Raw genomic sequence first — 453 nt, 5'->3', positions numbered from 1 at the left:
CATGTCCACGCTGAAATGGACCCTGAGCCATCGCTGGTCGGCCGTGGTCGGCGGCATCATTTCGTTCGCGCTTACCATCGTCCTGTTCACGACGCTGCCCGCCACCTTCCAGCCCGACCAGGACCAGGATTCGAGCACGGCCACGATCGAGATGGTGCCCGGCACCACGCTCGACGATACCAAGCTGGTGGTCCGCCGCGTGGCTGACTTCCTGGGCAAGCAGCCCGATGTCGAATCGGTCTATTCGCGCGCCTTTGTCGGCAATGGCCGGGTCACCGCCATCTTCAAGGAGAAGAAGGCGAAGAAGAGCATCGATTTCGAACGGTCGCTCGCACCCGAGCTGGCGAAGATCCCGGATGCCCGGGTCTCGTTCCGGTCGAACAATGGCTGGGGCGGCAGCGGCCGTGACCTGACCGTCACGCTCGGCGGCGACGATCCGGCGCTGCTGACCGC

General features: G+C 64.9%; 1 protein-coding gene. It reads left to right on the top strand.

The features are described from left to right. Positions 1 to 453 (top strand): efflux RND transporter permease subunit (locus OWC48_RS46540; RefSeq protein ID WP_282525998.1); only part of this gene is annotated, 453 nt, incomplete at both ends.

It is taken from the genome of Bradyrhizobium sp. Arg816 (assembly GCF_029989365.1).
GTDB lineage: Bacteria > Pseudomonadota > Alphaproteobacteria > Rhizobiales > Xanthobacteraceae > Bradyrhizobium.
The sequence above is the reverse complement of the archived record's forward strand: the minus strand, read 5'-3'. Positions and strand labels throughout refer to the sequence as shown.